This is a genomic window from Massilia sp. TS11 (assembly GCF_022012445.1).
Lineage (GTDB): Bacteria > Pseudomonadota > Gammaproteobacteria > Burkholderiales > Burkholderiaceae_D > Telluria.
In genome coordinates this window covers 107,667-130,726 of sequence record NZ_JAKLTS010000002.1, presented here as the reverse complement: position 1 = coordinate 130,726, position 23,060 = coordinate 107,667, and the positions used below count along the sequence as shown (strand labels likewise).

Genomic DNA, 23,060 nt, shown 5'->3' with positions numbered 1-23,060 from the left:
ATACCATCGAAGGCGGCGGGCGGTCCCGCCGGGCGCGATTCGGATTACAATGCGCCGATCCTCAACCCACCAGGAGACACGATGCAGGCTCTGAAACTGTGCGCCCTTGCGCTGGCCATCGCCGGTGCTGCCCAGGCGGCGGAACCGGCAAAGGCCAACAAGCCTTCGCTGGCCGATGTGATCAAAGCGTCCAAGCCCGGCGAGTGGCGCGCGCTCGACCCCGAGAACACCCTGTACATGGAGCTGCCCGGCGGCCGGGTGGTGATCGAACTGGCGCCCGACTTCGCGCCCAACCACGTGGCCAACATCAAGACGCTGGCGCGCGAGCACTTCTACGACGGCATCGCCATCACGCGCTCGCAGGACAATTTCGTGGTCCAGTGGGGTAATCCGGATGAAGACAAGCCGCGCCCCCTGGGCAGCGCCAAGGCCAAGCTGCAGGGCGAGTTCACGGTGCCGATCAAGAACGACAAGCATTTCGTGCCGATGAAGGACAAGGACGGCTATGCGCCCCAGGTCGGCCATTCGAACGGCTTCCCGGTCGGGCGCGACCCGAAGGCCGGCGTGACCTGGCTGGCGCACTGCTACGGCATGATCGGGGTGGGACGCGACAACTCGCCCGACAGCGCCAACGGCGCCGAGCTGTACGCCGTCACCGGCCAGTCGCCGCGCCAGCTGGACCGCAATATCACCGTGGTTGGACGCGTGGTGTCCGGCATGCAGCTGCTGTCGACCGTGCCGCGCGGCCCGGCCCCGATGGGCTTTTTCGACAAGCCCGAGATGCGCGTGCCGATCAAGAGCGTGAAGGTGGCGGCCGACGTGCCCGAGGCCGAACGCAGCAAACTCGAAGTGATGCGCAGCGAAAGCCCCAGCTACGCCGCCGCCCTCGAGTCGATGCGCAACCGCGGCGGCCCCTTCTACGTGCGCCCCGCCGGCCACCTGGACCTGTGCAACGCCCCGATCCCCGTGCGCGAGACCAAATAAGCAGCCCCCCCCCTCGCCAGAGGGGTCAGACCCCGGTTTTCCCGCTTGGGGTCTGACCCCGGTTTAGCACCCCCGCCGGTTTTCCCGCTTGGGGTCTGACCCCGGTTCAGCACCGCCGCCGTTTATAATCCCCCTCATGAACGCGCCCAAGCCCTACCGCCCGATCCAGGCCCTCCCCGACCAGTTGATTTCGCAGATCGCCGCCGGCGAGGTGGTCGAGCGCCCGTCCGCCGTGGTCAAGGAGCTGCTGGAAAATGCGCTCGACGCCGGCGCCACCCAGATCACCATCCGCCTGGAAGAAGGCGGCGTGAAACGCATCGCCATCACCGACAACGGGCGCGGCATCCCGCACGATCAGATGCCGCTGGCCCTGGCGCGCCACGCGACGTCCAAAATCGCCTCGCTGACCGACCTGGAAAACGTCTCCACGCTCGGCTTTCGCGGTGAGGCCCTGGCCTCGATCGCCTCGGTCGCCGCGGTGCGCATCACCTCGCGCACGGCCGACGCCGCGCACGCCTGGGAGATCACCGGCTCGCATCTGGCCACGCCGGTGCCCTCGTCCGGCGGCCTGGGCACCACAGTGGACGTGCAGGACCTGTACTTCAACACCCCGGCGCGGCGCAAATTCCTGAAAAGCGAGCAGACCGAGTACGGCCACTGCGCCGACGTGGTCCGCCGCATCGCCCTGGCGCGGCCCGACGTCTCCTTCACCCTGAGCCACAACGGCAAGGCGGTCGACCACTGGAACCAGAGCGAGATCGGCAAGCGCACCGCCCACATCCTCGGTAACGAATTCGCCGAAGCCCGCCTGCACGTGGACGAAGTAGCCGGCCCGCTGCGCGTGCACGGCTACATCGGCCTGCCGACCGCGTCCAAGGGCCGGCCCGACGCCCAGTACTTCTACGTGAACGGCCGCTTCGTGCGCGACAAGGTGCTGGTGCACGCCGTGCGCGCCGCCTACGAGGACGTGCTGCATGGCGACCGCCACCCCGTGTATGTGCTGGCGCTCGACCTCGACCCCGCGATGGTCGACGTGAACGTGCACCCGTCGAAAATCGAAGTGCGCTTTCGCGACAGCCGTTCGGTCCACCAGTTCGTATTCCACGCGGTGCAGCGCGCGCTGGCCCAGACCAGCGGCAGCGCGCCGAACCCGCTGCCGGCGATGGGTTCCAGCGTCTCTGCCGCGCCGATCCTCGCGCCCATGCGCCAGACCAGTTTTGGCGAAGACCTCAAGCCCAGCTTCGGCGCCTACCAGCCCGCGCGCCCCTTCAACAGCGGCGGCGGCGTGGCCCAGAGCACGGCACGCTACGGCGCCCTGTTCGCCAGCCTGGGCCAGGACCAAGCCAGCGCCGCGCCTGCGCCAGCGCCGGCCGCATGGGAGCCGAAAGACGTGGCCAGCCTGGCCGCCAATGGACCCAGGGGCATGGTCCCGGACGAGGACTTCCCGCTCGGTTTCGCGCTGGCCCAGCTGCACGGCATCTACATCCTGGCCCAGAACAACCAGGGCCTGGTGCTGGTGGACATGCACGCCGCGCACGAGCGCATTCTGTACGAGCAGCTGAAGCAGGCGCTCGAAGGCGAGATGCAGGTGCAGTCGCTGCTGATCCCCGTGACCTTCTTCGCCGATGAAGTGGAAGTCGGCACCGCGACCGAACACGCCGAGGTGCTGCACAAACTCGGCTTCGACATCAGCGCCATCTCGCCGACCACGCTGGCCGTGCGCAGCGTGCCCATGCTGCTGAAGAACGCCGACGCCCAGACCCTGGCGCGCGACGTGCTGCGCGACGTGCGCGAATACGGCGGCTCGCGCGTGCTGATCGAACGCCGCAACGAGCTGCTTGGCACCCTGGCCTGCCACACCGCCGTGCGCGCCAACCGCGTGCTGACCGTGCCCGAGATGAATGCCCTGCTGCGCCAGATGGAGCAGACCGAGCGCGCGGACCAGTGCAACCACGGCCGCCCCACCTGGGTCCAGCTCGAACTGGGTCAGCTGGACCGCCTGTTCCTGCGCGGGCAGTGATGCGCAAGCCCCAAGCCATCGCCCTGATGGGGCCCACCGCCTCCGGCAAGACCGCTGCCGCGCTGGCGATCGCCCGCGTGATCCCGAGCGAGATCATCTCCGTCGACAGCGCCCTCGTCTATCGCGGCATGGACATCGGCACCGCCAAACCCACGCCCGCGGAACTGGGCGCCGTGCCGCACCACCTGATCGACATCATCGAGCCGACCGAGTCGTATTCGGTGGCCCAGTTCCGCGCCGACGCGTTGCGCCTGGTGGACGAGATCCACGCGCGCGGCCGCCTGCCGCTGCTGGTCGGCGGGACCATGTTGTACTTCAAAGGCCTGATCGACGGCCTGGACGACCTGCCCACGGCCGACGCCAGCGTGCGCGCCGCCATCGATGCCGACGCCGCGCGTCTTGGCTGGCCCGCCATGCACGCGCGCCTGGCCCAGGTGGATCCCGTCACCGCCGCGCGCCTGGCGCCCAACGACGCCCAGCGCATCAACCGCGCACTCGAAATCCACGCCATCAGCGGTCAGCCGATGTCCGCCCTGATCGCCCGGCGCCAGAAGCCCGAGCTGCCCTTCGATCTGCAGCTGTTCGCGCTCGAGCCGAGCGACCGCGCCGTGCTCCACGCCCGCATCGCCCAACGCTTCGACCAGATGCTGGGCACCAGCGACGACAGCGGCCTGGTGGCCGAAGTCAAACGCCTGCGCGCACGCGGCGACCTGCATCCCAACCTGCCGTCGATGCGCTGCGTGGGCTACCGCCAGACCTGGGACTACCTGGATGGGAAGATCGACCGCAGCACGCTGCGCGACACCGGCATCTTCGCCACCCGCCAGCTGTGCAAGCGCCAGATCACCTGGCTGCGTTCCATGCCCGAGCGCCGCGTAATCGACTGCCTGGGCCCCGACCCGAGCGCCAGTCTGCTGAATGAAATTGCAAGGCGCGCAAAACAAGGTGCTTGACAACAAGCGCCAAGGCCTGCATAATATTGGGCTCTTGCTTGGTGATATAGCTCAGTTGGTTAGAGCATCGCATTCATAATGCGAGGGTCGCTGGTTCAAGTCCAGCTATCACCACCATTTACACGTCCTCGGCAGTCCGGGGAAGTCCTAGAAACCGCGAACCTCACTATGAGATCGCGGTTTTTTTGTGTCAAATCGTCCGTTGAATTCCGTTGACATCCACTTCGGGTGGGGGCACATTTGGGGGAATGCGCTGACTTTTGTAACCAGCGCATGCCCCAAAGATGCCTAAGCAATGCATCCCCCTCACCGAAACCCAGGTCCGAAACGCCAAATCCCAAAGTAGACCCTATCGGCTATACGATGGGCTTGGCTTGTACCTCGAAGTTTCGCCTTCGGGCACCAAATTCTGGCGCCTGAAGTTTCAGCGCGCCAACGGCAAAGAAAACCGCCTGGCGCTCGGCCGCTACCCGGAAATGACCCTCGCCGAAGCCCGCAGACGGCGACTGGAGGCGCGCCGGCTGCTCGCTGAAGGCGTCGACCTGGTCGATCATCGAGAAGCGCAAAAGGCGGCGAAGGCCGATCATCTGACCACCTCCTTTGAAGCCGTCGCCCGCGAATGGCTGGCCATGAACAAAGACGGCTGGGCCTCGACACACTACTCCAAAATTCTCGGTCGCTTTGAGAAGGACGTCTTCCCTTACATCGGCAAGCTGCCCATCGACTCGCTCAAGGCCCCGCAGATCCTTGCGATGATTCGGCGGATCGAAAGCCGCGGAGTCCTCGAAACAGCGCATCGCGCACTTGCGAACTGCGGCCAGGTCTTTCGCTATGCCGTCGCCACCGGGCGCGCAGAGCGCGACCCGACCGGGGACCTTCGCGGTGCGCTTCCATCAGTCTCGAACCGCCGCACGCACTTCGCCGCGATCATCGAACCGAAGGAAGTCGGGGCGCTATTGAGAGCATTCGACAGCTACCACGGTTCACCGGTCGTCCGCGCCGCGCTTCAACTGGCGCCGCTGGTCTTCGTCCGTCCCGGCGAACTGCGAAGCGCGAAGTGGGCCGACATCGACTTCGAAAAAGCCGAATGGCGCTTTACCACTTCGAAGACGAAGACGCAGCACATCGTCCCTCTTGCGACGCAGGCCATCGCGATCCTCAAAGAGATCCAGCCACTGACGGGCGCAAGCCGCTTTGCCTTCCCGAGCCCGCGAACGAGGGACCGCTGCATGAGCGAGAACGCCATCCTCTCGGCGATGCGCCGCATGGGCATCGAAAAGGACGAAATGAGTGGCCACGGTTTTCGCGCCATGGCCCGCACCATCCTCGATGAAGTCCTCCGCTTCCCGGTTGATCGCATCGAGCACCAGCTGGCCCACGCCGTGCGCGACCCGCTCGGCCGCGCCTACAACCGCGCCACGCACATCGAGGACCGCCGCCTCATGATGCAGGTGTGGGCGGACTATCTCGACTCACTCAAGTCTGGCGCGGTTGTCATCCCCATCGGCCGAAGACCATAACCAAGCGCTGCTTCGATGCCGCTTCCCGCCCCTTGCAATCGCCTTGCGGCCCAAGCTTGCGCTATGGAGTCGATTTCAACTCTGCAAAAGTTTTGCCGTCAAACACAAAGTACGCGACATCCGTTTCAAGGCCCTTCTCGTCACGCAGGCCATGCACCACCAAAAGGCGACTGTCGCGCTGGTATTCGATCGGTGACGAACGAGAATCGGACCAGCAGCAAACGGTGAATGGGATCCACGTCACCACGCCGTTCTTGGCGTCAATCGCCGCCCCCATGACGCACGAGGCGCCGCATCCCCAGGTGGCCAAAACAAAATGCCCTGCAAAGTCAGGCCTGCGCTTTGCTGAGGCGCGAAGGGCGCTGGCATATTCGCGACTCTTCTGATCTGACAGCCTCACTCTCGCTGTTGCGCCCGAAAACCGCTCTGCTGGGAACTCAGAAAACTTTGGTTCGGCCTGGACCGCTGTCGCCAGCAAGACAAGTAGCAATGCAAACACGCGCATGTTTGGTTCTCTTAATACCAATGGTGCGCCAGCCAAAAGCGCTTTGCCGCGGATGCAGAATGATATCGGCCGAGTACATAGTGGATTCCACCCTGGCATTCCTCAACAGCGTTTCCAAACGACTTCTCTCCATTCGGATTCAAGCTGTACTGTGCACGCAACAACTGAAATAGACCACGTGCAGTGGATTTTGGGTTACGGGCATCAACAACGCCGGAGGACTCTTGCGCAATTATCCAAAGGAAGTCGTCGTACTCAGCCATCGACACCTTTTCGATATTCAAGGCTTCTTTCAGAGCACTTTGAACTGTCGCGGGTACCGACGCAGGATTCCGTTCCGTCCACTCTGCCTTTGCGGGGCGGCTCTGACGCTTTGTATGATGGGATCGCGCTTTTCCCGCTTTGGCGACGTTCAGCTCCCCCATAGACCCTCCCGGTTAAGTTCCTCCCATTTTGTTGAGACGTTGCATGACGGCATTGACAAGCAGCAATGCTAAGGTTCGGCTAGATTCGAGAATTGCAAATGTTCTATACAGCTCGGTGTAGTTCAGTCCGGTCAGTGTTTCTGGCCGCCCGACTTGCCGCAGCAAAGCCAGGGAATCGAAGGCCACGGGACACCACGCCCGTTCATGCGGTTTGTTGCACTGCTTGCCCACGCCGCATGCGTGTGTGGCGCCGTTGATGGCTTGAATACCGGTCAGCGGGCGGGCCAATAACCCTGGGCCCAAGGAGTGCATCGACATGCACGAGACGGCTCCGTTTGATGGGAGCGAAGCTGCTGGCAAGCAGCATTGACGGTCGCCTGTGTGCCTACTGATGAGGCTGTCACTTGCTACCGTAACTTACCGTTTTCCTCCTCCTTGCTAGGCAGGAGTAGCGCGGTAGCGCGTCGTCACTGGCAGCGTTGCCGCCAGTAACGACGCGCGGCACACGCCGGTGGTCCAATCTAAAGACCTGGCGTGCATGCGCCGTCCCCTTGCGAGCGGAACTGACGCATTGAAATGCTCGAAGAAGGCGAGCGTGGCGGCCAAGCAAAGGCCGGTGGCGGAACGACGAATGATCGGCGTTCAAGCGGCCATGACGAGCCGCTGTAACTGCGGACTAAGCCGCGAGCAGTTTGATACCGCTATGGAAAGGGCGCGTATCGAGCGCAACGCCTGAACCAGCGGCTCAGGTCCGGGCAACTTGACCCGGGCTGCGAGGGCGATCCTCGCGGTCTAGCAGTTCTATTGTGCGAGCGCGCGCCTGAAAGCGCCATTGAAATGCGACGGAAGATTGATCGAGATTCACCGCACGGATTTCGTAGGTGGCACTAGCACCTCGCTACGGATCAAATTGACTGCTTTCAATGACGACACGCTGGAGTGTGCCGAACATGGGCTTGCAATTGGTTAAGCCTCAGGTTGACTCTCCGCAAGACATGGAATGCGATGCATGTGAAAAATCACCTCACACTTCATTTCTGGAGGACATCATGGCCATCGACGTTTATTTGCAGCTGGACGGCATTAAGGGCGAGTCGACGGACGACCGTCACCGTGATTGGATTGAGCTAACGTCCGTTCACTGGGGCGTAAGCCAACCGCGCTCCGCAACCGCATCGACTGCAGGCGGACACACCGCCGAACGTTGCGTTCATGCAGACATCACATTAACCAAGCTGGCCGATTTGTCTTCGCCAATCCTGCTGCAGACCTGTTCGGCTGGGCGCACCATTCCCAAAGCTCGACTTGAATTCATGCGCGCCGATGGAAATGGTGAGCGCATCAAGTATTACGAAATTGAGTTGGAAAACGTCTTAATCGGCCACGTCAATCCCGGGGTTACCGAAGGCGACGTAGTTACTGAATCGATTGGTTTGAAGTACGCAAAGGTGCGTTGGCGTTACACACAGCAAAAAATCGGCGGCGGCGCAGGTGGTAACACCGCTGGGGGATGGGATCTTTCAGCGAATCGCCTGGCTTAAGAGAGGGCAAAGCAATGGCTTACGTCGCTCGCAACTACTTAAGCAACTCCAACGCTCCACTTGCAAAATGGACTTGCGCGCCCACTTCAAATAAGCAACCTTACGACACGCTACCACCCATGGATGTGCGGGACGGACATGACCTTTGCGGACAATGCGTATCTTTCGTAAAGCAGGTCTGCCCAAGTCTGCCACCTACTCACTTATGGCAAAAAGGCGTCGCAGTGAAGGGCAATAACACGCTCTCCGCAGGCACTGTCATCGCTACGTTTAATGAGCAAGGGCGCTTTCATGGCCATGCCGCGATCTATGTGAATCAAAATCCTGTTGGCATCAACATCTACGACCAATACGTCAACGGCCAACATCCAAAGCCGGTTGGCCCGAGAACGGTCAGCTGGGGCGGACATGGCTTGGCAAATGACGGGAATAACTATTATGTCGTTGAATAAATTGGCGACTCTTGCCCTATTCCTTCCACTCGCTTGGACCTCCGAGTCTGCATATTGCGCTGAGGTTTGCCCCGTCGAAAGAGGACATTTTCTCCGATTCGTCGACGTATTTGACGGGCCTCCCGAAGCGCTCATTTACCTTCAAGCGGAACAGACCAGCCCAACAACCGGCTATTGGGACCTCGGCTACATCTTTGATGCCGGTCGCATTGTTACGATTCGTTGTAAGTATGACGACCGTTACATGATCGACATGAAGCTAACCAAACGCGTTGCGCAATGCAGCTTCAAGGCCGACAAGAAACAGCACCTTTCATTGACCTGTAAATAAGAAGAGCGGAACCGCAAGCCATGCTGAATGTAAAACAAAAAGAAATTGGAACTCGCGGGACCCTGGCTCGGAAGATCTTTAGCATGTGCTACTTAGTCGCCATGGCATTGCCACAGTTTGCAATTGCGAAAGGCCCTTGTCCCCTTCGGCATGGTCAGCCACCAAAGTATGTTGGCATCTACGATGGGCCACCCGAAGAGCTCGCTTCGTTGGAAGCTGAATTAACTGGGCCTAACTCTGGCTTCTTTGAGCTGGGCTATATCTATGACGCCGGCAGACAGGTGCACTTTCGGTGTTTCTATGCCGATCGCTTCATGTTTGATATCAAATCAATCAAACGAATCGAACGTTGCGATTTCAATGTCAATGTACGCCGCCACACAAAGCTCAGATGCAAGTGAAACTTGGCCGCACGCGGAAAGCTCGCAAAGTGAGGGCAGTAATCTTTATCGGCTTTTTGCTACTAGGGCAGCCCGCGCATTCTGAAATTGATCTGCGCTTTTACCCACGCGACCCCGATACCGTTGACCCGGCACGTCTACCCAAAATTGTTCCGGGAATGAATGCCGGCACGCCATTTCTATCAGCCAGGAAGGTCATTCTTCGTCATGGATGGAGGCCCGTCGATCTGAAAAGCACATGGATCTCGGAGGAAACACCCGATTGTGTGCTCTTGGAGTGCAGCTTGCATCGACTGGGGGTGATCGAGGTTGGTGGCTGCCCCACTGACAAGCCCGTTTGCGTGTTCTATTACCACAAGAGGGGACGTTGGCTGCAGGTCATGGCGACCGGGGAGGAGATCCAAGAACTGCGGATCTACTTCTGGGCTCTCCAAGCACCTCCCCCGCCAGCACGCCCTGGAGTGTTGGAGCAACGCTAAATTGTCAAACGTTTCTCAAATGCCGGAATCTATCGATTTAATGGGGAATGGGATGGGGCAAAATAAGGAGTTCCACGAAGCAAAACCCACTGCCCATGCGGCTTCCAGCCCAGAGTTCGAGTGAAGCTATCACCACCAAAGAATTGCTAAGCCGTTGATTCGAAAGGATCAACGGCTTTTTCATTTGGGCCGGAAGCGCTTGGTGCTACACAAAGGTGCTACACATGGCAGCGAATTTCTTAGTTCTTTCCCGCCACGGGACGGTCTACTACTTCCGACGTCGCATTCCGTCCTCCCTTCGCGACGTAATCAAAATGACTGTTATACAGAGGTCACTAGAGACATCCGACCGGCGCTTGGCTATGATTCGGGGCCGCGCACTGGCTGCGCGGACTGACTTGCTTTTTGAAGAAATTATGGCGCGCAAATCTGATTCATCCGGCATCACCTTTGACTTCACGCTTGAAATCCCTATTGATGAGCTTACTGGACGCCCCAAAGCCATCAAGGTCGATGCAAAACCCGAAGAAGTCGATGCTGTCAACGCCGCCATCAAGACCTCCTTGGAGGCTCTTGGGAATGCATTTCCCGTCAGTGCGGCACCGCAGTCCACTCACAGCGTCAAAGCGACTCTAAAGCACGCTGGTGACAAGTCTATCGAAGCTGCGGTTGAAGAGTACCTTACGGAATCGTCAATCAAGCCCGCCTCCAAAGCCACACATCGCTCAAAATTGAATCACGCTCAGGCCTACTTCGCCGACGCCGCTGGCGTTTTGGAAATCGGCCAGGTCGAGTTCGTTGCATATTCAAAGCATGTCCGCTCAACTATTGAACACCCGTCCACGCAGGGACACTACATCACGACTGTTGCAACATTCCTGAACTGGCACCGCATACGCGCCGGACTTCAATTGCTGACCGTGAAAAGTCTCATGCCAAAGAAAGACACGCCAGACGCAGACGATCGCGCGCCGTTCACTCTTGATCAACTTCAGGCTATTTTCGAAAATGCTAAGCAGTATCGTAAGTCTGCGCCGTGCAAATTCTGGGCATCTATCGCGCCCGCCTTCCTAGGTTGCAGACTTGAAGAGCTGGCTCAGGTTCATCTCCATGAAGATTTAAGATTCGACGAGGATGCCGGAATTTGGTATCTGAAATTCGATGGCAAACCCGACCCCGATGGCGTCTTGCGAAAAAGTCTGAAGAAGACCAGTAGCTGGCGCAGCGCACCAATTCATCCAGCGCTTTTTAAGCACGGCTTTGTCGATTTCTTGCTGGACCAGCGTAACCTAGGCCATACCCGCCCATTTGAAGCCGAATGGGCGCCGCGCGAGGAGACCAGCAAGCTGATTGGCTATATCTGCAAATGGTCGCACTACATTTCCAAATGGGGTGGTCGCGAACTCATTGCAATTGGCGCAAAGAACCATTGGGACACAAGCAAACTCGCTTTCTTCCACTCCATGCGCCATTCATTCAAGCAAATCCTTGGCAATGCAGGCGTCTCCAGTGAAATTTCCGAAGCACTATCTGGCCGCCGTTATGGTGGTGCCGACGCGGAGCGATATGAACATTTGAAGTCCGATCACAAGAGACTCTTCCGAAGTGGAATAGAACCTGGCCTGAATGAATTAGCACGTGTCTTGGACGACGTCCTCTCAACGTGATCAGGTCGTCTAAAGCAAAATCGTACTCACCAACGAACTCTCACTTTACAGTGAATTCATCCGAGTCGATCAAAGGCCAGGTTACGACATGTTTCAGGCCTTGGAGTCCCAGCCTCGGAATGATTGCTTTAGCTTTTCAACCGTGCTTCTCCATTTGGGAGATGTAGGCCTACATATAGTGTTTTGATTACCAAAGAAGCCGACTTGCTTCACGGCAGCGGAAAGTGGCACCGTCTGCAACCACTCGACCGGCACGAAATACTCACATTTGTCGAGGTCATCACGGAACTCCTTGTGGTAGCTGCCAATTCCAATTTCAAGGAAAGGTTGTTGCCCCTGTTCGGTCTGTACTAGAAAGTCCCGAGCAGGTATGGCGCCGCCAAGAACCTTACAGACACCGACATAACCGGAGCGCGGCACATTTACCCATACACGGTCGCCTGGAGACAACAATGCAAAAGTATTCGTGTACCACAGGCCGCCTCCAGCAGAAATAAAACCGTACTTTGTCGCGTCATCCCACGATCGCTCGACACCATGCCCGAACGAATGATAAAACTCACCATTCCACGGTTCATTCGCGCCAACGGCCTTAACTGAACTCTGCGTAAGCATAGGGTCCAATAACCAGGTCCGACTGAGAAACTGCTCGCTGCCGTTAGAAAAAACCTGGAAGCACAGGACATTAATTGCAATGTCTCGTTCCGCCAGATAGGCGACTATACGCTCGCTGCTCGGATCTAGCTCCGCAGCTACGATCACAATTTGGTGGCTTTGATTAAGACTTTCTTCATCAAGCGGTGTGCCAAATTTCTTTTGAAAGACTGCAGCGAGATCCTCTCCTGGTCGGAATCGACCGTAAATAGCACCAATCTCATCGCTGCCTAACCGCTCTACCCAAGCTGCATAGTCAATCGCCTGAGCGACAACGTCTCGAGGCGTGCGGTCTCGCTTAAGTTCGATCAATATGAGGGACCCGTCAGGCGCTATCGCAACCAGGTCGATGATGCCACCAAATCCCGTTGAGACCTGTCGTCCGATTAGCATCCACTCATCAGAGAGCAGCCTGGGCGCAGCAACGACCATGTCCTCTAAGCTTTTCTCGCTGGGTAGTTGCGCCTCCAATAGCTCTTGAGGATTTTTTCCCACTTTCCAAAGCGCAGTTCGAACCGTCAAAGCACACTCCTTTGTAGCCATTCTCAGCCAATAATCACGACAACACTGCCTTCTTTCAAACCCACTCTGCTGTCAGGTTTTCTGCTTGCTCCAAGACAGTCTTAACTGCCTCCTCTTGGCGACCAGGCGGATACCGATACTTCCTCAAAATCCGCTTCACCATAAGCCTCAACTTTGCACGCACACTTTCCCGCTCAGCCCAATCGACGCTGACGTTTTGTCGAAGGTTTTCAGTTAGTTCGTGAGCGATCAACTTCAGAGTTTCATCACTCAACTCTCTTACGGCTGATTCATTGTCGACCAGCGCATCGTAGAAGCGAATCTCGTCATCGGACAAACCAAGAGCCTCATTACGGCTTGCAGCGGCCTTGAATTTCTTCGCCATCTCGATTAGCTCTTCGATTACCTGCGCCGTCTCGATGGAGCGATTTTGGTATCGTTTGATGACGTCTGAGAGTAATTCAGAGAACTTCTTGTTCTGAACCACGTTGCCACCGAACTTGCTTTTGATTTCGCCTTCTAGCAAGCGCTCCAGCAACTCAACAGCGAGATTCCTCTCTGGCAAATTTCGAACTTCGGCCAGGAACTCATCATCAAGCAAGCCAATATTCGGCTTATCTAGTCCGACTGCGTCAAAGATATCTACAACCTGCTCAGACACAACCGCAGAGCCAATAATCTGACGAATCGCAAGCTCTCGCTCCTCGTCTGTCTTCTTCTTTTTGCTTATGTCGCGCTTCGTCAGCAGCACCTTCACGGCCTGAAAGAAGGCGACCTCTTCCCGTACAGCCTTCGCTTCGTCCAGTGTGCAACAAAGGGAAAACGCCTTGCTCATCGCAAGCGCATGGTCAGCCCATCGCTTCTTGCCATCTTTGTCTCCTAAAACATGATTGGCAGCACCTGCAAGCAACTTGTGACCACCATGCACGAAATTGCTGTAATCAAAGCCGTGCAGCATTGCACGGAGTACTTCCAGCTTCTCCTCCAGCACCGCATATGCTTCATGTGCGTCGACCGTCGGGCGCCCGCGCCCATTGCTCGCTGTGTATTCCTTTAAAGCTTGCTTGAGATCGTTGGCAATCCCGATATAGTCAACGACTAAGCCCCCCTGCTTGTCTTTGAACACCCTGTTCACGCGTGCAATTGCTTGCATGAGGTTGTGACCCTTCATGGGCTTATCGACATATAAGGTGTGAACGCAAGGCGCATCAAAGCCCGTCAGCCACATGTCGCGCACAATAACCATACGCAACGGATCGCCCGGATTCTTGAATCGCTTTTCTAAGTCCTTCTTGACCTGCTTCGAATAGATATGCGGCCGCAGAAGCGCTTTTTCGCTAGCAGAGCCAGTCATAATGATCTTCACTGCGCCTTTTGAAGGATCTTCATCGTGCCAATCTGGGCGAAGCTTGATGATCTCATCGTATAAATGAACGCATATTTCTCGGCTCATGGCGACGAGCATCGCCTTGCCACTCTGAGCCTTGGATCGCTCTTCAAAGTGAGTCACCAGGTCAGCTGCGACCTGCCGAATCCGAGGCTCGGCGCCAACCACTTTTTCGAGCGCCGCCCATTTGCTCTTTAGCTTGGATTGCTCGTCATCGGCTTCGTCCTCTGCAAGCTCATCCACTTCATCATCGACGTTCGCCAGCTCGGCTTCTTTCAAACCCAACTTTGCCAGCCTCGACTCATAATAGATCGCAACCGTGGCGCCATCATCCTTTGCCTGCTGCATGTCGTAGATGTGGATGTAGTCGCCAAATACTGACCGCGTGTCGCGGTCTTCGCTGGAAACAGGGGTACCCGTAAAGGCGACGAAAGTCGCATTGGGAAGTGCATCTCGCAGATGTTGAGCGTAGCCAACCTGGAATTGGGTCTGAACGTCGTAGGATGTGGCAGGCTCAGCGACTTCGCGGCCGAATTCCTCATTTGCCGCAGCCTTCTTAGGCTTGATTGTCTTCAGCTTTGCTTCAAAGCCGTATTGGGTTCGGTGAGCTTCGTCGGCAATCACAACGATATTGCTGCGATCGGACAGAACGGGGAAGGTGTCCTCGTCTTCGCCTGGCATAAACTTTTGAATCGTGGCGAACACGATACCGCCAGAGGGTCGATTGCCTAGTTTGGCTCGCAAATCTCCGCGTGTTTCTGCTTGCACTGGTTGTTCACGTAGGAGGTCTTGGGCCAGTGAAAACACGCCGAACAATTGCCCATCCAAATCATTCCGGTCAGTGATTACCACAATTGTTGGGTTTTCCATCGCCGCTTCTCGCATCACCCGAGCCGCAAAGCAGGTCATGGTGATGCTCTTGCCGCTACCTTGCGTATGCCAGACGACACCTCCCTTGTGACTCCCGCCAGGTCTAGATGCGGTTACGACTTGTTCGATCGCTGCGCGGACGGCATGAAACTGGTGATAACCCGCAATTTTCTTGATCAGCCCACCATCATCCTCAAATAGCACAAAGAAACGGAGGTAATCCAACAGATAGGCGGGCGCAAGCACCCCGCGAACGAGCGTTTCAAGCTCATTGAACTGACCAAGCGGATCAATCGTAACGCCATCGATAGTTCGCCACTGCATATAGCGCTCGGCGTCACTAGAAAGCGAACCCAGACGCGCTTCACTTCCGTCCGAAATGACTAATACTTCGTTGTAGTTGAAAACATCTGGTATCTGTTCTTTGTAAGTCTGCAATTGATCAAATGCTTTCCAGATGTCGGCATTCTCATCAGCAGGGTTCTTCAGCTCGATGAGAACGAGCGGCAAGCCATTTACGAACAGAATGATGTCTGGCCTACGGGTATGTTTCGCTCCCCTCAATGTGTATTGGTTGATCGCTAGCCATTCATTAACCGCAACATCGGTGAAATCGATCAAACGCACGAAGTCACCGCGCGTTTCGCCGTCCTTCTGATACTGAACCGGAACGCCATTAACCAACAGACTATGAAATAGCCGGTTTGCGGAAAGCAGAGATGGGATACCAAGGTCCATCACTTGCTTCATCGCGTCTTCGCGCGCCACCAAAGGAATTCCAGGATTGAGCTTGGCGATTGCCTTGCGTAAGCGCTCAACCATCAAGGGCTGTCGATAATCAGTTCGTTCCGGCGAGACTTCGCTGTCCGGTGCGATGTCATATCCGTAGACGTGGGTGTACCCCACTTCCCCCAGCCATTGCAGCGCTTCTTGCTCGAGTTGGTCTTCTGTCATGTTCGCTTTCGCAACGTGGCTGAGCCGCCGTTTTCTTTTCAATGCATGGTTGAGCTACGCTTTAGCAGCGATGGGCTACTGCCTTCAGTTGCATCACTAGCCTCAGCATCCTGCATTAGGCTCGCCCATCTCTGTCTCCGCACGACTTGAAGGCTGGCTGACACCTGCCGCAACTGATAAGCATCGAAACCGGCAAACAAGCGCAGGGCTTTCAGGAGAAGGGCTTCGTCCGGCTGGAAGTATTTGCCGCCCCGAACACTTCGCAGCGTCTGATTCAACTTGGCTTCGAACCCAGCAGCTTCTGCACGATTGTCCGGTAGGGAGCCATGATCGCTCACGTCATATCGGCACATATGCACCACTTCGTTGATGTGAGTTTGCACGCTGCGGTCACTGCCAGGCTGGAAGTTGAAGGCACGATTTGCTTCCAACAGGTTGCCCACTAGCTTGTGCGCATGCGAGTCGTCAACGATTGTGCTTATCTGCGTAAGAAGCAATAGATGGTTCACCAACCGTTCAAAAAAAAGGTTAATCAGCGTCTCGCCGTCGCCCTTCTTCAAGCCCCAGAAAACCATTGCGTAACGGGTCTCATGTTCCATGGCGACGAATACCAATTTGCGAGAGATTTTCACTGCATGTAATTGCCAATGCCAACCCGAGTCGTTATCGGGCAATGAAGTCTGATCCAACCATGATTCCGTATGGCCTTTGAAAATGCTGGCAAGTGCGTCACAAGCGGCTTGTGTGCAATGGAAGCAAAGCATGGTTTCAGCTCTCTATCCTGAACTAAACAAGCCGGAAAGGCTTACTGGACGTCATGCGCACGCTTCCTCAACCTGTTCAACGGACTCCGGCAAGCGTAGTTGGCCGGAGATCAAGCGTGGGAGAAGAGTGTCACGGAGATGTGTCAGACACTCAGCGTGTTCGTTGTTGTGCCCGATACTCTTTCGCAAGACCCCAACAATCTCATTGAAACAATGAATCGCCTCGGTATTTGGGATGGCCACTTTAAGCCGATACACATTTTCTCGATTGAGTCCAGGGACAGCCGCATCAGTGTTCATTTCATTGAGGCTAAGCGTTTTTAGCAAATAGTAGCTATATGTCAGTGGCACTTTTGAAATGACATAGAACACGGTATCAATCGGAAAGAATGGAGAATCTTCCCAGTAAAGACTTCCAATTGTGCCCTTACGGCCAACTATAACGCCAGGCCCGGTCACCAGTGCCTTGTTATGGAATCCGGTGATTCCACCGGACCCATAGACGGGTACTATTCCTGAAACGCGGTCGGTAGCTTTCAGTGCCTTGCCATATCGCAATTCGAGTATCGAATCTAAGCGTTGGGGCGACCACCCCTTCGGCACCAACCCCAGCTCCGACTCTTCAAAGCTATCAGGAAACAATGCCGCCGTCGCTTCGTCCATGCCTTCAGGCGCCTGGCCTTGCTGCTTGGCGCGAACTGGGTCGAAGTCTACAAACCAGGACTTAAACAAGGCTTGGGCAATAGCTTCGAGCGTGGCGTTGGTTTCGCGAAGCAGGGTGATGCGGTCGTCGAGAGCACCTAAAACCGATGTGATTTTCCTTTGCTCTGCCAATGGTGGAATGGTCAATGGCACCGCTGACAATATCGCAGTGTTCAGATTTGGCATCGTTGCTCCAACTGCATGCCGAACCAACCAATCCTTGGTTTCAGGCAAACGCAAGCAGTACGAGATGAACCTTGCATTGGCTATTTGTTCATTGCCGAGGCGAACTTTTAAGCATCCCGTCCCGCAAAGCCAGCCTACTTGATGAGGTTCAACGAGTGCATTGCGGGTTACGTCCCCGCGTCGGCTAAAAACGACATCTCCGAGTTGCAGTTTGTGTTGCAACAGGCGCTCAACGTCATGCGGCTGAATTCGAGCAATACCTTCTTCAGATATACCTCCATCAGCACCAATGTTGGCTGGCATCACAACGGGAATTCCCTCAGCAACATAGTCAGATGCATGGAGCTGACTACCAAATGGGCCGGTCTGAATCATGCCACGCTGCTCAGCACAGACAGCTCCAAGCGTGGTCGTGAGCCATTCAGAACTCATAACCCAGCCCTTCTAATTTACGGCGAATCAACGCGTCGAGTTCCGCCCCCTTAGCCATCTGTTTGCCAAGCGTCTCCGTAAGCTTCTGCATTTTTTCAATAAAGGCTTCATCGTCATCTTCGACTTCTTCTGCGCCAACGTAACGACCGGGCGTCAAGACATGGCCATGTTCAGCGATTTCCGCCAGCTGCACGCTGCGACAGAAACCAGGGATGTCCTCATAATCGCTCGTGCTTTCGCCTCGCCATGACGCAACAGTTCCTGCGATACGGTCAATCACGTCATCCGTAAATTCGCACTGCACGCGACTGATCATGCTCCCCAACTTGCGGGCATCGATGAACAGCACTTCGCCCTTTCGGATGGTCTTTTGCTTGACAAGGAACCACAGGCAAGCGGGAATCTGCGTATTGAAGAACAACTGGCCAGGTAGCGCAATCATCACTTCGACGACATCAGCATCCACCATCGCACGCCGGATCTCGCCTTCGCTGTTCTGGCTCGAACTCATTGAGCCATTGGCAAGCACAATGCCGGCGCGGCCACTAGACTTCAGGTGATACAGCATGTGTTGAAGCCACGCATAGTTGGCATTACCTTGAGGTGGCGTGCCATAGACCCAACGCGGATCACCCTCCAAACTGCCATGCCACCAGTCGCTAATGTTGAACGGTGGATTCGCCAGAACAAAATCGGCTCGCAGGTCGGGATGTTGGTTGCGAGTGAACGTGTCGGCAGGTTCACGGCCAAGATTGAAATCAATGCCGCGAATGGCGAGGTTCATTGCTGCCAATCGCCAGGTTGTCGGATTGGCTTCTTGCCCGTAGATACTGACGTCACCCAGCTTGCCGCCGTGTGCCTCAATAAAGCGCTCGGACTGAACGAACATGCCCCCTGACCCGCAGCATGGGTCATACACTTTCCCATGATGCGGCGCCAAAACTGCCACCAGGGTTTTTACAATGCTTGCCGGCGTGTAGAACTGTCCGCCGCGCTTGCCTTCGGCACTCGCAAACATGCCAAGGAAATACTCGTAGACCTGCCCAAGCACGTCGCGCGCAGCGCCCGCACTTTCGCCGAAGCCGATAGTCGAAACCAAATCCACCAGTTCGCCTAGCTTCCCATCCGGGAGTTGGGCGCGCGCGTAGCGTTTGTCCAGGATGCCTTTAAGCTTGGGGTTTTCGACTTCGATGAGCGTCAGCGCATCATCAATACGCTTGCCAATGTCAGGTTGCTTGGCATTGGACCGAATGCTTTCCCAGCGCGCCGCCTCTGGCACCCAAAACACGTTCACTTCACGGTAGTAGTCTCGATCCTCAAGCTCTTCAGCCAGGAGTTCTGCATCGGCATCGTGAAGAAAGTAATCGTCGTCCTTATCTGCAAACCGGCGAGTCAGTTCTTCGCGGCGTGCCTGAAATGTATCGGAAATATATTTGACGAAAATGAGACCAAGCACCAGGTGCTTGTATTCTGCGGCGTCCATGTTGGCTCTGAGCTTGTCAGCTGTCGCCCAGAGCGTTTTCTTGATGTCTTCGATCATTTCTTAGTTAAAACCCTAATTTCCGAGGATGGCAAACGCCCCCTCAATGTCTCAGTCTCACGGCATATGTAAATTGGACGCCAAGTAGTCTCTAGAACGGCCAACTTAACTAGCAATTACAAGCCTGGCGCGGAGTTGATTCTTTCCTCCCGAATAATACACGCCAGAAACATTCCACAATCTCCAACTTTGTCTCAGGGACCATGCGTTTCCACAGCCTGGATCTCAATTTGGCGCATATTTACACGCTGCCAGCCCCAATTCCGATCAATTCCAGGCCAAGCCCAGCCCAGCCGATTGCGGTCAGGACGCCCAGGAAAGCTAGAAAAAGCGGAAACAAGGCTGTCACTGATGGTGGACGGGACAATCTAAGTCTTTGGATTTACGGGGTTTTTCAGGGCCGCCTAGCCAAGGATAGAGACCCCATATAGTAGATAACAATCAGCATCCTCCCGACACTGTTTCTCCCTCACCTTCCTACCACTCCTCCATGGCCCCTCACCCTCTAACCAGCAACCGATGAGCCTGCGAATCGGTTGCCCATCATCGTCGTTCAAGGTACACCAGCCCCCCCCCAGAAGTCTTTGATAGGCGATCGTCATTAAGGCCAATGCGAGCGATCAGCGAGCATGGCCTCCACCCTTTCGCTATTCAATGCCAACGTGTCTGGAATGCCTCTCCTCTCGCCTTGAAACCACTCTCGCTTCCTTAAACACGGCTTTCTACATTCACGTGTTCCTGTTTTTGCGGGTTGCATCCTTTACGTATTTCTGTTGTTACGCCCTACGACTATTGCGACTTTATGCTTTTACGGGTCTGGAAAAAATTCGCGCCGGCGCTCACGACCAGCGTCGCCCCCACCCTCGTCAGCAGCCACCATTGAAAAGCCATCAGGAGCCACGTATAGCCCGTCTGAGGCGAAATCCCGCAATTTCCATCGCAGCCCACAACACAAGGAATTGGCGGCCGTAGAAAGCGTTTTGACGCGTTTCAGCTGTTGTGCACCAACCTCACAAGTCGCTAAAACGAGAATTGACTATTATCAGTCAGCAATGACTGAAATGGACGCCATTCGACCGGTTCAGACGCCTCAGAATCCACCTGTTTTAGCCCGTTATGAAAGCACTCAGAATCGCCAAACTCGACGACAGCGCGGCATTTGAACTCCGCCTAGCAGAGCAACTCGTCCGTGATTTGCCAGACTTTGATCGCACCCAAGTCGATCTGACGCCATTTCTTTCGCCTCGGGCAAAAATCGACGTGCTTGATCTGCAAAGGCCTGGAGGACTCGACTCGGCCACGCGAACGACCCTCAAAGCGAAGCTTGAAGGTACAGTCAAAGGACGCAACGACATCCCGAATGCGGTTTCCATTCACGATCCAACAGCGCGAGACCTTCGGTACCTTATGCAATTTCATGGCCGTGATCATGTCGCAAAGGTCGAAATAGCAATTGATGTATTTTTGCCCCCAGAATCGAATGACATCTACCTACTCCGTGGGCTGAAAGAACAACTGCACCACTGCCTCGCACCGCATGTGCATCCAGGATTTGGCGGCGGCGCCAAGCGGAAATACTTTGACCTCGACAAAGGTGCCTACACGGTTGCGTCGGCCTCTCGCGCCGCTCCGCTAACCACTATCTTGTATAACTCTTGCTCTCGCCTCGGCTTTGATCTCAAGGTTTATTTGAAGACGATAGATCAGGGCAAGCCCATAGCACGATATTTCTTGCGAATCGAACTAACGCTTGAAGTTCCGGCGCATGTTGGCCTGGACACCATTGCAGATATTGCCAAGTTTGGGAAAGACCTTCGAAAGTCGTGCGGCAAGGCGTTCTTCGTAGGCAAGGGCTACAAAGGCAAGCCATCCGAGATGTGGAGTCAACGAGGCGCAGCATGGTCTATGCGAACGCCAAAGGACCTGACTCTTCAAGCGAATCCTCTTGTCAATCGTGCCTTTGGTAACGCGCTTTCCGACCTTGGGAAAAAGCTTAGCGGTCTCGAACGGCGCAAATTGACCATCGCATCGTCAACGGCTATCGATTGACACTTCTTCGAGCGGCGGGGACCGCTCGATCCTCAATTCCATCCACGTTGCTTCTTCGCTCGAGTGGTTGATAAATCTTCGTCACTCGACACACCCCTTTTCAACATCACACACGCATGCAGGCGACCGGTTTCGCTGCGAAGCTCGTCTGCTCTCGCAATGTCAGCGCCGCGCTATGAAGGTCGCAGACACATCAGTCAGAAGTGACTTAAACAGTTGATTTTATTGAGTTTTTTTGTTGACAACGACTCGAATTACACATTAACTGCTCGTACCGCCAGACATCACTCTGCTTTGGAGCTTTGATTGAATAGACGTTGCCGATTTATAGATTCAGTGAAGCGCCACGTCTGACTTGGAGGCCAGTGGAACCAACGGATTTTGCGCACTGATTTCGGCGCGTTCTTTATTGAAGCCAGGTACACCCAACTCAATTTTTCCAGCGAGATTTTTGAATGCCCTCGACCAAACGTTCACGCCCACTTTTGAAACCTGAACACTTCTCGGGCCTTCGCACACAAATGACTGAAAAGGGGCTAAGTTTCGCAACCAATGTTTGTGCCGAAGATCGTAGCCAGGAGATTTGGCGGATTGGCACCGATGAACAAATTGTCGAAGATTATCTCGACAAAATTGAGCGGCTGCGCCCAGTCACATCTGTACACGCCAATCCAATACAGTTCTCGTACGTCCGACTTCGCCGTGAGCTTCGCAAAGCCCAAATTACCTACCGCCCCAAAGAAGAGATCTCTCTTACCTATGCCTTGGGGAAAAAATACGATCTCAAATGGTCGTCTTGGGTTGATAGCGACGACGGTAGTCGCGTAGAAGGGCAGGGTATTGTCCTTGTTGCGTTTGACAAAGACGAGGTACTTGGCTTCTTGGACCTTTCAGTATTTCTGACTCGGGAACCAGAAAGGAAAGCGATTTCGATTTTTCATGAACTAGTCTTGGTATATGTCCATGCAGGAATTCGGAAGCAGGGCCTGGGGATAGACCTTTCCATCGCCTGCGGTCAACTCTGCCAGGATGTCCTTGTTGCATGCTACCGTGCTGCGCCCTCTGGAGCTGAGATTTCCTCAACGCTTTACGCTGATTTCGTTTACGAAGGAGGCGAACACATATTCAATCAGGTAACAGAGGCCATTGACTTTCAGGCCGAACTGCTCCGTGATCTCGGGCGGCGGCCCTCCATTACTGTCAAAAACATCGAGAAAGATGCCTGCTACTAGCGCTCTAAGTTTGTTTGCCCGTCCGCACTTCCTCGTCATGTATAAGGATCTGCACTCATCTTTCCCAACTATTCTTATAGATGCGTTCTGATCTATAAGAACAAAAAATGCACGAAATAGGTCGTACTTAGGTCGTACATTTCTCGTACTAAGTTTCGCATAAAGGCTTTAGGTAAGGGCTAAATTCAATTTCATTTTTTTCAAAGAAATCGCATGAAAACGCCCGCGCGAACGCTAAGTGTTGCGGGTGTCAAGGCCTACTATAAGGATCGCGAATTCCTGCCGGAATTTGAGGAACAGTGTCCTCTCAGCAGTTGAGAATCCTTCTAGGAGTATGCCCGATCGGCCCTACCTCAAGGGCGTGTCTGCCGTATTTAAACAATCAATACAGCAATCGGTTTTGCGCAATCAGGCAGTTCGCTGCGGCTTTGACGCGGCGTGAGTCAGCTCCAATACCAGGTGGAGTCTGCCGAATAATCTGGTAGCCATT

The 23,060-nt window shown here is 55.7% G+C and carries 19 protein-coding genes and 1 tRNA gene; 12 read left to right on the top strand and 8 right to left on the bottom strand.

Annotated features, from left to right (window positions below; translation table 11 throughout):
• Nucleotides 1-81: 81 nt before the first annotated feature.
• From LZ005_RS04095 to LZ005_RS04075, 5 genes are all read left to right on the top strand, one after another.
• Nucleotides 82-984 (top strand): peptidylprolyl isomerase, encoded by a 903-nt coding sequence (locus LZ005_RS04095; protein ID WP_237804968.1) that lies wholly within the window; start codon nt 82-84, stop codon nt 982-984.
• Nucleotides 985-1,120: 136 nt separating this feature from the next.
• Nucleotides 1,121-3,004, top strand: a complete 1,884-nt coding sequence (mutL, locus tag LZ005_RS04090) for a DNA mismatch repair endonuclease MutL (protein ID WP_237804966.1) — start codon at nt 1,121-1,123, stop codon at nt 3,002-3,004.
• Nucleotides 3,004-3,957, top strand: a complete 954-nt coding sequence (miaA, locus tag LZ005_RS04085; RefSeq protein ID WP_237804964.1) for a tRNA (adenosine(37)-N6)-dimethylallyltransferase MiaA — start codon at nt 3,004-3,006, stop codon at nt 3,955-3,957. Before mutL ends, miaA begins: the two co-directional genes overlap by 1 nt.
• 40 nt (nt 3,958-3,997) lie before the next feature.
• Nucleotides 3,998-4,074: transfer RNA gene (locus LZ005_RS04080), tRNA-Met, on the top strand.
• Nucleotides 4,075-4,256: 182 nt separating this feature from the next.
• Nucleotides 4,257-5,477: an integrase arm-type DNA-binding domain-containing protein gene (locus LZ005_RS04075; RefSeq protein ID WP_237805524.1), complete on the top strand. Its 1,221-nt coding sequence runs from the start codon at nt 4,257-4,259 to the stop codon at nt 5,475-5,477.
• A gap of 61 nt (nt 5,478-5,538) precedes the next feature.
• Here the strand turns inward: LZ005_RS04075 and LZ005_RS04070 are convergent, their stop codons facing one another.
• From LZ005_RS04070 to LZ005_RS04060, 3 genes are read right to left on the bottom strand one after another with little or no spacing between them, the layout of a single operon-like run.
• Nucleotides 5,539-5,982, bottom strand: a complete 444-nt coding sequence (locus LZ005_RS04070; RefSeq protein ID WP_237804962.1) for a hypothetical protein — start codon at nt 5,980-5,982, stop codon at nt 5,539-5,541.
• 11 nt (nt 5,983-5,993) lie between these two features.
• Complete coding sequence (locus LZ005_RS04065; protein ID WP_237804960.1) at nt 5,994-6,407, bottom strand: hypothetical protein; 414 nt, start codon at nt 6,405-6,407, stop codon at nt 5,994-5,996.
• A 12-nt stretch (nt 6,408-6,419) separates the two neighbouring features.
• Nucleotides 6,420-6,725, bottom strand: a complete 306-nt coding sequence (locus LZ005_RS04060; RefSeq protein WP_237804959.1) for a hypothetical protein — start codon at nt 6,723-6,725, stop codon at nt 6,420-6,422.
• 731 nt (nt 6,726-7,456) lie between these two features.
• Between LZ005_RS04060 and LZ005_RS04055 the strand changes: the two genes are divergently transcribed.
• The 5 genes from LZ005_RS04055 (at nt 7,457) to LZ005_RS04040 (ending at nt 11,278) form a co-directional block, all read left to right on the top strand.
• A complete protein-coding gene (locus tag LZ005_RS04055; RefSeq protein WP_237804957.1) occupies nt 7,457-7,948 on the top strand; it encodes a type VI secretion system tube protein Hcp in 492 nt (163 codons plus the stop codon).
• Between the two features lie 14 nt (nt 7,949-7,962).
• On the top strand, nt 7,963-8,400 hold the full coding sequence (locus tag LZ005_RS04050) for a BPSL0067 family protein (protein ID WP_237804955.1): 438 nt from the start codon (nt 7,963-7,965) through the stop codon (nt 8,398-8,400).
• Nucleotides 8,357-8,731 carry an STY0301 family protein gene (locus LZ005_RS21855; protein WP_373889300.1) on the top strand — a complete coding sequence of 125 codons (375 nt, stop codon included), beginning with the start codon at nt 8,357-8,359 and terminating at the stop codon, nt 8,729-8,731. The genes LZ005_RS04050 and LZ005_RS21855 overlap by 44 nt, the downstream gene beginning before the upstream one ends.
• A gap of 20 nt (nt 8,732-8,751) precedes the next feature.
• Complete coding sequence (locus tag LZ005_RS04045) at nt 8,752-9,132, top strand: STY0301 family protein (RefSeq protein WP_237804953.1); 381 nt, start codon at nt 8,752-8,754, stop codon at nt 9,130-9,132.
• A 703-nt stretch (nt 9,133-9,835) separates the two neighbouring features.
• Entirely contained in the window at nt 9,836-11,278 is a 1,443-nt protein-coding gene (locus LZ005_RS04040; protein ID WP_237804951.1) for a DUF6538 domain-containing protein, read from the top strand.
• Nucleotides 11,279-11,371: 93 nt separating this feature from the next.
• On the opposite strand, the gene LZ005_RS04035 is transcribed toward LZ005_RS04040, so the two are convergent.
• The 5 genes from LZ005_RS04035 to LZ005_RS04015 are packed head-to-tail and all read right to left on the bottom strand — an operon-like array spanning nt 11,372 to nt 19,289.
• Nucleotides 11,372-12,454, bottom strand: a complete 1,083-nt coding sequence (locus LZ005_RS04035; protein ID WP_237804949.1) for an endonuclease NucS domain-containing protein — start codon at nt 12,452-12,454, stop codon at nt 11,372-11,374.
• 55 nt (nt 12,455-12,509) lie between these two features.
• Nucleotides 12,510-15,665, bottom strand: coding sequence for a type I restriction endonuclease subunit R (locus tag LZ005_RS04030; protein WP_237804947.1), 3,156 nt, complete (start codon nt 15,663-15,665; stop codon nt 12,510-12,512).
• 38 nt (nt 15,666-15,703) lie between these two features.
• Entirely contained in the window at nt 15,704-16,429 is a 726-nt protein-coding gene (locus tag LZ005_RS04025; protein WP_373889299.1) for a hypothetical protein, read from the bottom strand.
• A gap of 51 nt (nt 16,430-16,480) precedes the next feature.
• A complete protein-coding gene (locus tag LZ005_RS04020; RefSeq protein ID WP_237804943.1) occupies nt 16,481-17,749 on the bottom strand; it encodes a restriction endonuclease subunit S in 1,269 nt (422 codons plus the stop codon).
• Nucleotides 17,739-19,289 carry a class I SAM-dependent DNA methyltransferase gene (locus tag LZ005_RS04015; protein ID WP_237804941.1) on the bottom strand — a complete coding sequence of 517 codons (1,551 nt, stop codon included), beginning with the start codon at nt 19,287-19,289 and terminating at the stop codon, nt 17,739-17,741. The genes LZ005_RS04020 and LZ005_RS04015 overlap by 11 nt, the downstream gene beginning before the upstream one ends.
• Before the next feature lie 1,116 nt (nt 19,290-20,405).
• Between LZ005_RS04015 and LZ005_RS04010 the strand changes: the two genes are divergently transcribed.
• On the top strand, nt 20,406-21,338 hold the full coding sequence (locus LZ005_RS04010; protein WP_237804939.1) for a hypothetical protein: 933 nt from the start codon (nt 20,406-20,408) through the stop codon (nt 21,336-21,338).
• Nucleotides 21,339-21,793: 455 nt separating this feature from the next.
• Nucleotides 21,794-22,570: a hypothetical protein gene (locus LZ005_RS04005; RefSeq protein WP_237804937.1), complete on the top strand. Its 777-nt coding sequence runs from the start codon at nt 21,794-21,796 to the stop codon at nt 22,568-22,570.
• The last annotated feature ends 490 nt before the right edge of the window (nt 22,571-23,060 follow it).

Bases quoted from the DNA above. Each gene is read 5' to 3' on its own strand.
- mutL (WP_237804966.1), top strand. From the start codon at position 1,121: ATGAACGCGCCCAAGCCCTACCGCCCGATCCAGGCCCTCCCCGACCAG.
- LZ005_RS04025 (WP_373889299.1), bottom strand. From the start codon at position 16,429: ATGCTTTGCTTCCATTGCACACAAGCCGCTTGTGACGCACTTGCCAGC.
- LZ005_RS04020 (WP_237804943.1), bottom strand. From the start codon at position 17,749: ATGAGTTCTGAATGGCTCACGACCACGCTTGGAGCTGTCTGTGCTGAG.
- LZ005_RS04040 (WP_237804951.1), top strand. From the start codon at position 9,836: ATGGCAGCGAATTTCTTAGTTCTTTCCCGCCACGGGACGGTCTACTAC.
- LZ005_RS04015 (WP_237804941.1), bottom strand. From the start codon at position 19,289: ATGATCGAAGACATCAAGAAAACGCTCTGGGCGACAGCTGACAAGCTC.
- LZ005_RS04010 (WP_237804939.1), top strand. From the start codon at position 20,406: ATGAAAGCACTCAGAATCGCCAAACTCGACGACAGCGCGGCATTTGAA.
- LZ005_RS21855 (WP_373889300.1), top strand. From the start codon at position 8,357: ATGGCTTGGCAAATGACGGGAATAACTATTATGTCGTTGAATAAATTG.
- LZ005_RS04030 (WP_237804947.1), bottom strand. From the start codon at position 15,665: ATGACAGAAGACCAACTCGAGCAAGAAGCGCTGCAATGGCTGGGGGAA.
- LZ005_RS04065 (WP_237804960.1), bottom strand. From the start codon at position 6,407: ATGGGGGAGCTGAACGTCGCCAAAGCGGGAAAAGCGCGATCCCATCAT.
- LZ005_RS04060 (WP_237804959.1), bottom strand. From the start codon at position 6,725: ATGTCGATGCACTCCTTGGGCCCAGGGTTATTGGCCCGCCCGCTGACC.
- LZ005_RS04055 (WP_237804957.1), top strand. From the start codon at position 7,457: ATGGCCATCGACGTTTATTTGCAGCTGGACGGCATTAAGGGCGAGTCG.
- LZ005_RS04005 (WP_237804937.1), top strand. From the start codon at position 21,794: ATGCCCTCGACCAAACGTTCACGCCCACTTTTGAAACCTGAACACTTC.
- LZ005_RS04095 (WP_237804968.1), top strand. From the start codon at position 82: ATGCAGGCTCTGAAACTGTGCGCCCTTGCGCTGGCCATCGCCGGTGCT.
- miaA (WP_237804964.1), top strand. From the start codon at position 3,004: ATGCGCAAGCCCCAAGCCATCGCCCTGATGGGGCCCACCGCCTCCGGC.
- LZ005_RS04070 (WP_237804962.1), bottom strand. From the start codon at position 5,982: ATGCGCGTGTTTGCATTGCTACTTGTCTTGCTGGCGACAGCGGTCCAG.
- LZ005_RS04045 (WP_237804953.1), top strand. From the start codon at position 8,752: ATGCTGAATGTAAAACAAAAAGAAATTGGAACTCGCGGGACCCTGGCT.
- LZ005_RS04050 (WP_237804955.1), top strand. From the start codon at position 7,963: ATGGCTTACGTCGCTCGCAACTACTTAAGCAACTCCAACGCTCCACTT.